At 45.5% G+C, this 9,337-nt stretch carries 5 protein-coding genes; 1 reads left to right on the top strand and 4 read right to left on the bottom strand.

Annotated elements, in window-relative coordinates:
* The 4 genes from VF500_RS01485 to VF500_RS01470 all read right to left on the bottom strand — a co-directional run.
* Positions 1 to 2,457 (bottom strand): TonB-dependent receptor plug domain-containing protein (locus VF500_RS01485; RefSeq protein WP_330857975.1); only part of this gene is annotated, 2,457 nt, incomplete at its 3' end.
* Positions 2,458 to 2,498: 41 nt separating this feature from the next.
* The gene (locus VF500_RS01480) at positions 2,499 to 4,403 is read right to left on the bottom strand and encodes a RagB/SusD family nutrient uptake outer membrane protein (protein ID WP_330857974.1); all 1,905 of its coding nucleotides are present in this window, start codon (positions 4,401 to 4,403) and stop codon (positions 2,499 to 2,501) included.
* 11 nt (positions 4,404 to 4,414) lie between these two features.
* Entirely contained in the window at positions 4,415 to 7,594 is a 3,180-nt protein-coding gene (locus VF500_RS01475) for a SusC/RagA family TonB-linked outer membrane protein (protein WP_330857973.1), read from the bottom strand.
* The gene (locus tag VF500_RS01470) at positions 7,581 to 7,724 is read right to left on the bottom strand and encodes a hypothetical protein (protein WP_330857972.1); all 144 of its coding nucleotides are present in this window, start codon (positions 7,722 to 7,724) and stop codon (positions 7,581 to 7,583) included. The genes VF500_RS01475 and VF500_RS01470 overlap by 14 nt, the downstream gene beginning before the upstream one ends.
* Positions 7,725 to 8,951: 1,227 nt before the next feature.
* Between VF500_RS01470 and VF500_RS01465 the strand changes: the two genes are divergently transcribed.
* A partial coding sequence (locus VF500_RS01465) for a ligand-binding sensor domain-containing protein (protein ID WP_330857971.1) occupies positions 8,952 to 9,337 on the top strand: 386 nt, incomplete at its 3' end.

Genomic DNA, 9,337 nt, shown 5'->3' with positions numbered 1-9,337 from the left:
GGGTTGAGGTAAGCCGTTGCCGGTGTTGGCAGCGGCAGCTTCCGCGGCGTCCATGTAAAACCCATCGTTCCTGAGCCCCCATATGGCGTCAAGTGGTTTCCCCTCGCGTTTTTGATAGGAATCGGCAAAAAACTCCGCCCGTTTAGTGGCCTTCGTATTGTAGTAGGTCGCGGTTGCACCCAAAGACCAATCTACGCTGCCGGAGCGCTGGTGTAAATTCAGGCTCAGGTCAAAGCCTGTCCGCCTGTCGCCGTCATAATTTACGAAGGGAATAAAGGAGGAGTTAAAGACAGAAAAGTAACTGGGGAACAATGTTGTACTTTGAATGGCATTATCAACAAGGTCGCTTCTAAAAACGTTAGCCGAGAATGAGATCATATTTTTAAACAATGCGCCCTCCAGCCCGACTGACAGTTCTTTTCGTTTTGCGAAAGTAAGCGCATTGTTGCTGCCACGGCGGGAATCGGTTGTCTGTGCAAGTGTTCCGTCGTTCCAACCGTAATAAGATCCTTGCTGAGTATAAATACTTTGATACAGGAAGTAATCGGGAACATCCAGGTCTGTGTAGATGATCCCGCCTGACGCGGTAAGTTTAAGGTTGTTGATGAAAGCTATTTTCTTTAAAAACGGTTCTTCGCTTATCCGCCAACCGATAGCAGCGGTAGGTGAAAAACCATACGCCTTGTCATTAGAAAATTTGGGGGAATAAACCATCGCCCCCGTAAAATCCAGATAGTATTTTTGCCTGAAATTATAGCCCAGCTGCAACCCTGAATTTGAATTTGTTACATTTTGATATATAGCGGATTGAGACTGACGGAACGCAGCCCCCATCAAAACGGCCGACAGGTTATGCTGCCCGGCGATGCTGGTCTTGTAATTAAATTGTCCGGAAAAGGATATGGTTTGCCTGTACCAGCTATCAGAAACATTTTGTATCCCTGACTTTGTATCACGGCCGAAGGGAGTTAAAGAGCCTATAACATCCGTTCCGTTGTACCTTGTCCAATTGGGTTGATAAACGGTATAGCCATTACTGTAACCCTGGTTATAGCTGTTTCGATAGTCTACCCCCAGGGTGGTGCTAAAGGTTAAACCTTTCAATATGCCTTTCAGATCGGCGTCGACACCGGTAGTGAACTGAAACTGCCTGCTTACAAAATTATTTGAACCGCCGGCGTAAATTGCGGCAAACGGGTTAGTCTGGTCCAGTTGCGTCCCGCCGAGGAGGTACTTACCGTCAATTATATTTGAACTGGCACCGGCGATCAATTGTGAAGGCTCATCAGATTGTTCGATGAGGCTCAAGGGGATAAGCGGTGTAAAGCGATATGGCCTTAAATTAGCAGCGCTTCCCCAGTAATCGGTGTTAACCCCTCTGCCGCTGTAAAATACCGCGCTGACATCAACCCGGGCTTTTAATACGCTGGTTAAGTTCATATCGATATTTCCGCGCATATTAACCCGGTCGCTTGAATTGTTATTCTTCGCCGCGCCAAAATTCAGCAGGGAGCCTGCAGACCAGTAACCAAAATTGGTATAATAGCGCGCACGATCGTTACCGCCGGATATTTCAGCCGTACCATCGTACCTTGCGAAGCTGCTTTTCAGGTATTCCCTGGAATAATAATCTACGTTCGGATACCTGTAGGGGTTCTTTCCAGACGCGTGGTTATAAATGGTTTCGGTAGTGTACAACGGATCGAGGCCATCATTACGACGAGCTTCATTGTAAAGCGTCATGTACTCGGCCGACCCCAAATATTCCGGATAACTTTTTGGAACGTTTACCCCGGCATTTACACGAACATTTATCTTTTGGCCATCACCGCTGCCACGTTTTGTCGTGATCAAAACTACACCCTTCGCTCCCCGGCTTCCATAAAGAGCGACGGCCGATGCACTTTTTAAAAATGTTATCTGGTCAATTTCCGAAGGCATGATGTTATCCACTTCGCGCGGTACGCCGTCAATCAAAACGAGATAACTGTTATTACCCCTGATATTGCCATGGTAACCTGCGGCGAAGGCTTCGATCCCTTCAAACCCGTATGTTGTATAGTTTTTTTCAAAAATCGACTTATAATCGACCGTTGAAACACCGCCCAAAAGATCTTTCTCCTGAACTTTTCGAAACGCTACCTGTACATATTTCTGTTCTTTGACGAGATCAATGACTTTTAAGGTATCCGAAGCAACGCGTGTGACCGGGATGTATCCGTTTGCCGAAATTGTCAACAAACTCTTTGAAGGGGCCATCAGGTTAAAGCCACCTTTGTCGTTTGTTGCTGTTTCTATGTTTCTATCATTTTTGATCCTTGCCCCCTGAACAGGCTCTCCATTCTGTCCGTGGACAACCGCGGCTATATTTATTTGGACGGCTTCCTGGCCCCTGGCTACACCTGCGATCAGGGTAAACAGGGCACATAATACCGTCGTAATCTTTGAATATTTCATTTCCAATGTTTTTAGTTTTTGTTTTATAAAAGCAAGGATCATTACCACCCCGGATTTTGTTTAAACTCAGGATACATGTTCACATCGGCGCGCTTCAATGGAAGCCAGTAATGCTTCTCGGTAAATGGCCTTTGAAGAATTGTATGCTCGCGCAGGTTAAGTACCCGGTTTTCTTTCGGATCTATTGTAGGGTCCAGCGGGGCCGCCCGATCAAACTCGATCGATGTTTTTATAGTGTAGGGAAGGTTGATCAACATTAACCAGCGGCGCAGGTCGGTAAAGCGGTGCCCCTCGAATGAAAGCTCAACAGCGCGTTCCCTTCTTACTTCTTTCATAAATTCATCGGCTGAGCCCAGAAATTTAGCTGCAACATGATCAACACCGGCCCTGTCCCGAATGATGTTGATGGCATCAACCGCTGTTTTTGAATAGCCCGGGTCTTTTCCGGTTGGCGTGTTATAACCGGCAGTACACGCCTCGGCGTACATCAGGTATACATCCGCCAGGCGCATGTAGGGAACTTTAATATTCAGGTTCTCACCGTAAGCATAACCCTGATCAAATTTGTTAGAGGTAATGGGGGTAAATTTATATAACAGGTAACCGGTCCTGCTGGCTACCCGTTCGTCGCGGGAGCTACCGCCGGTAAAGAGGTTTGCATATCTGTAATAATCCGCTACACTGGACGGCAAGGTGCCTTTAACCAGTTTCACCCCATCAAAAGCTATGTCATTATAAAAACGGGGATCCCGGTTTTTCCATGGATATTGTGGATCATAGCCCGATTCCGGATCAGCCTGCGCTATATTCTTTATTGGCAAGCCATTTTTCATCCCATAGTAATTGACATAGTTAGCAGTTGGCGTGAATACCACATTACCTTCTTCAATGACCGGTCCCGGGGTGTATTGCCTAGCGGTACCATAGGTTGAACCATGTGCATCCCAGTAAGGCCCTCTGAAAATGGCTTCAGTACCGTCATCTCCGCTGCCACCCGGTATTTGCCAGTTCTGGCCAAAAGTGTAGAAATTGGTATAGTACCGATTGAAGGGCAACAATTTATAAGGAGCCTGGCCGCTCTCGCAATATTTCAACAATTCTGCGAAGGCCGCAGCTGCCTTTTTACATAATTCGGGATCATAAGCACGGTTTCCGGTAGACTCGTAATTCATGAGCGGGCTTCCAGCCCATAAATAGTTTTTGCCTAAATAGCCTAAAGCCATGATCTTATTGATCCGGAGCTGGTTTTTACCGGGTGTTTTGGATCCGGGGCCGGTATTATCCCAGTTTAGTGGCAAGAGGTCGGCTGCTTCCCTGAGATCTTTTGCTGCAAGTTCGGCACACTGCTGGTATCTCAAGCGTGGATTTCGCAGGTCCTGGTCGGCCGGTAATACTTTATCAATATAGGGCAGGCCGCCAAAATACTGCATCAATTGAAAATGGAACCAGCCCCTGAAAAACAACAACTGCCCCTTGATGAGATTTCGTTCCTCATCGGTCGCATTGGTCATAAGGTTCATATTTTCAAGGCCAAGATTTGCCTTTCTGATGCCGTACCAGGCAAGCGGCCATAAACCTTTGGAGAAACGATCATTATTTGTGTTGGCATTGGCTGCATCCATCCAGCCTGCACCCCAGCCGTCAAATTCTTTTTGCCAGCCCCAGAAATCACCATTATCCACTTTATTTATAAAATGAAAGTTCAGTGCTGTCGACATGATCTCATCTTCTCCCCAGTTCCAGCTATTGGTCCAATAGCGGTTCGTAAAATCAGGGATACAATTGTATAATTCTTCGGTATATCCCTGAAAATTCGTAAAATCTTTGAAGGCAGTCTTTTCCGAAACTATTGAGTCAGGGCTTCTGTCCAGGTATTTTTTACAGGAAGTTATAGTGACTAAGAAAACCACTCCCACTAACTTGTATAATTTTATTTTTCTTTTCATGACGATCTTTTTTAGAAAGTAATATTCGCACCGATGTTGTAGCGCTTTACGGTTGGATAAGCTCCCTGCGAAGCCCAACCCTGTCCTCCTGCACTTTGATAATTGGCTTCCCGGTCATCAGGCATCTTACTCCAGACAGCTAAATTGTTACCGTTTATGTAAAGGCGGATCGTAGACATGCCGGCCTTCTTCACCCAGGGTTGGTTAAAAGTATACGCGATCTCTGCATTTTTTAAGCGCACATAGGAGGCATCATACAGGTAACGGGTGCCGTCCTGATAACCGCTTGGTGTTGATGCCCAGCGTGGCATGGGAACGTCCGGATTGGTATTTGTTTTTGACCAATAGGTTCCTTCGTTGAAGGCTACCGTATTTTGCCCGCTAAATGTTGGCAGCACAACAAGACGTGACACGTTGTTTACGCCATAGAATTGGGCGAAAACACTAAAATTCTTCCAATCAAAACCAATGGTGGCGTTATAAGTATTTTCCGGGTTGCCGGTGTGACCGTAGGGCACATTGTCGCTCGCGTTTATTACCCCGTCGGCGTTATAGTCGAGGATATAATAATTTCCGGGAAGCTTTTGATTGTCATTATCACCGTGCGGGGTACTGGCATATAATTCATCCCAGGTGTTATAATACCCCGCGCTTACATAGGAATAGTTTTGAAAAACCTGCTTTCCTGTACTCTTTTGATAATCCGGCAGGAGTTCAGGGATATCGGCGACAATAACTTTATTTTGCGTGTGCGTAAAATTGATGTTAGACCATAGGCGAAAATTGGGGCCCAGGAATTTGCTGAACCGCAATTCAACCTCAAATCCGCTTGCGTCTACCCTGCCCTTGTTAGCGGTTGGAGCGTTTGCACCAAAATAGGAAGGAATGGCACGGCTACCGCCGGAACTGAGGATATCCGTTCGGCGATCCCTGAAAAAGTCGACACTTCCGGTAAGCACATCGCCAAAGAACCCGTAATCCACACCGATATTGGCCTTTGTTACTTTTTCCCATCTCACATTTGGATTACCGACACTTGTCTGCCTGTACCAGGTATAGTTACTTGGCTCCGCCGGGATTCCGGATGTACCAAGCGGCGTGTTGCCACCAAAACTCCATTCCGATAAATACGCAAACCGGGGCGAGCCGCTATCATCACCGATCGTGCCGTAAGAGCCGCGCAGCTTAAGCATGCTTATGAACTTCAGTGGCTTCAGAAATTTCTCTTCAGACAACATCCAGCTTGCGCCCGCTGATGAGAAAAAAGCAAAGCGATAAGCCGGCGCAAATTTTTCAGTTCCGGTATAGGCACCATTATATTCAAAATTGTATCTGCCGTTATAACTATAAGTGGTCCGGAACACCCATTCTTCACGATAAGAAGGTATCACGCTTCCCTGGGCAGTTTGGTCCCTGTTCCATAGCCCCATAGCAGTAACATCCTGTTTTCTACCGATCTTAGTCGCATAGTTAAGCTGTACCTGGGAAAACATCCGCCGTTGTGTCGCACCGTTATCAACGGCCCCGCTACTGGCAAGCCAGCGTTCGCTGTCCTGGAATCCAAACTGTGTGCTGGGATCTTTATCTATCGAATAACTGACAAGACCTGTTTGCGGATCGATATATTTTCGTTGAACGGGATTATTGATATCGTTAATACCCCTGCTATTCTCGATAAAGGTATTGTCAACCGACAGTGTTCCTTTCAAGCTCAAACCTCTCAATAATTTACTAAGGTCCTGCTCAAGTATAAAATCGGTTGTAATCCTCGAAGTGGTTAAATATTCCTGGCCGCTTGTTGCCAAAAGCATCGCGGAATTGGTCCCCATACCCGAATTGGGGGCATAATACCCCCACGAGCCATCGGCGTATTGCGGGATAAACAAATTGGGGGCAGTGTAATAGGCAGCGCCCCAGGTATTATATTCATTGATGGTTATCCATGGACGTTTCCGTACCGCTCTTGATCCCGCGATATTTGCGTGGAACATGGTAGATGGGGTGATTTGAAAATCAAGGTTGCTGCGAAGGTTCAGGCGTTGAAAGCCATAGCCAGCTGTATATCCACGGCCACTCTTGAAAGTTTTGAAAAGGTCACCTTCAGTCTGGTAATCGGCACTTGTAAAATATTTGACCGATTTAGTTCCTCCGGTGATATTCAGGTTCACGTTGTATGACATCGCATAGTCCTTGAACAGCGTATTTACCCAATCTACATTCGGATATCGTTCCCGCTCGGTTTCATTTGCCGGAAATCTATATTTGTTAATGATATCCTGCGGCATATAATCGTTCCAGGCCGATGGCGTGAGTGCCAGTTCATTTTCGATTGCCCGGTTCCTGAGCTCAAACATATCATAGGAATCATACTTTGACGGCAACTTAGATACGGCCTTCATCACTGAATTAGCAGAAGCACGGATCTCAGCTTTTCCTTCCCTCCCACGCTTTGTGGTAATGAGAATAACGCCGTTAGCACCCCTTACGCCGAACACAGACGTAGCAGAGGCATCCTTCAGCACAGATACGGATGCGACCGAGGCTATATCGATATTGGTCATTGAGCGTTCAACGCCATCGACAAGGATAAGCGGGCTTGCATTGTTCCAGGTACTTCTCGCCCGGATCAAAATCTGCGGATCTTCTTCACCCGGTAACCCGGTACTGGCGGTTGTGATCACGCCCGGTAGGTTGCCTGTTAACGCTGCACCGAGGCTGGATACACCTCCTGTACGCTCCAGTGTTTTGCTGTCAGTTTGCACTATAGCGCCAACCACGCTTTGTTTCCGCTGTTTTCCGTATGCAACGTTTACAATAACCTCGCTCAGCTGGGCTACATTATCTTTCAAGTTAACTGTCACAAAATCCCTGTCCTGCACTTCTACTTCCTGGGTGACCATCCCGACAAAATTGATCACCAATATTGGTGACCTGCCACTGACTCTGATGGCAAATTCACCTTTGCTGTTGGTCTGTGTGGCTGTGGTTGTGCCTTTCCACCGTACGGTGGCGCCTACGATCGTATTTTTCTGCTGATCAAATACCTGCCCTTTGACAATTCGTGATTGCTGGGCAAATGCAATATTTGACAGAAACACCAGTGCCAAAACAGTCAAACAAAATAACCTGACTGCACGGCCGCCGCGTTCAGCCCCTGAATTACGGCTTTGCACTTGCTTATATATTTTCATCATAAATATTTTTCGGTAACAGCATCCCGTTCCAGGCCATCGCCATGGCATGTTTGAAATTGCAATTGGTGAAATGATCTAAAAACGTCGTCCCCTGACGTAAGCCTGACGCGTGTAATGGTTTCTTCATAATTCCTGGTTTAATTCATTGCGAAATGGTGATAATGACCAATTCAAGATCGCACGGTAGTGCACTGTCAGAGCCGGGGCGCATTAAAAACAATCTTCGACTTGTTTTCGATGGCCGGAACCAACCTTTACCCCACAACGAAGCATGGCGACCTCAAGGTCATTGAGTCTTTTAAAAAAACATTGTATTGGTTGATAATTGGAGGCAGTTGGCAACTGCCGGTTAAGGCCTGAGAAATGGCTGTATCTCCCCGGCGATAAAGATTTGTTTAAATAAAGTAATGAGCCATAGATTAATAATTTAGGTTAAGTGATTGGGTTTATTAAAATGGTTTTTCCGCACATGGTCTGCGGATATTGGTCCGAAAAAATCTGAAGCCTGGGGCCCGGCCGATACTTTTAAAAGAGTGCGAGACAAAATGCCCTGCAATACATTTAAATAAGTATCAGCAGCCCGGAAGTTTGATTATTTCCTTGCCGTCAAAACTAACTGGCCGCAAAAAAAAGGGGGTGCTGAAATGTTTAAAAAACGGGTAAAAATGTTTACGGCAATTTTTTTGAGGCAGAGCGCCATGTGGTAATTGGAGGAAGTATTTACGAAAGGAAAACAAAAACCGGTTTAAAACAAATGTGATCCCGGATGCGATTTCAGTTTGAAAAAAAATCAAAATGCCAGGAAATTCCACAGAAACCGGAATTAAAAAAGCCCTTTTTGGATGTCGCCTTTTAATACAAGCTTTTTATAAATTACTACAACAATTTACCAATAGCCACCCCACCGATGGGCTTGTTTCGTATTGAAGTGCCTTCATGCTTTCCTCGACCAAACACCTTAAAACAAACAACGCAATACACTATATATCAATTAATTAAAAACAACAACACAACAATCAACCAAACTAAATTTGACTCCCGAATGCTGTATTTTTAATTTTCAAAACGGGAAAGCCGTGCTCATCTGCAGTTTTACCATTTAGGCTCAACAACGATCTTTTTGTAACTTGAAGCGAATTTTTCAACACCACCAATTATAATTTCGGGTAGACAGCCACACCGTATCGCTCATTAAAGCAAGGTCACTGGTTAGCTGTTGTTGCTCAACAACTATTAGTTTAACTAATGACCATACTGCCATACAGAATAATTAAAATTTGAATAAGAAAATAGCATACAATAGTTTCAGTATCACAAATTCACCTGCCAATAATCCTGCACCAATTTTATCACAATGAGTTTTTACCAGAAATTCCGGAGGCTCCATAACTGCCGTCATCATTGTACCATCCTGCTTATTTTGGTACTGTCTTTTTCCACGCGGGTGCTTTGCCAGCAAAGTAAGGTCAGCTTTAATAATCACACAGTGAGTGACGGGCTGTCATCGAATACCGTATTCGACATTATTAAGGATAAGTACGGATTTATATGGATCGCAACTGAAGATGGCCTTAATCGTTTTGACGGCATCAATTTTAAGGTTTACAGAAATAAGAACGACGATTCAACAAGTTTACGCGCTAATCATATCACCGTAACGTACGAGGACCGGTTAGGACAGTTATGGATAGGTACAAGCGGAGGCGCATTAAGCCTGTACAACCGGAAAAGTGATGCTTT

Source organism: Mucilaginibacter sp. (assembly GCF_036383575.1).
In the GTDB taxonomy this organism is placed as follows: Bacteria; Bacteroidota; Bacteroidia; order Sphingobacteriales; family Sphingobacteriaceae; genus Mucilaginibacter.
The sequence above is the reverse complement of the archived record's forward strand: the minus strand, read 5'-3'. Positions and strand labels throughout refer to the sequence as shown.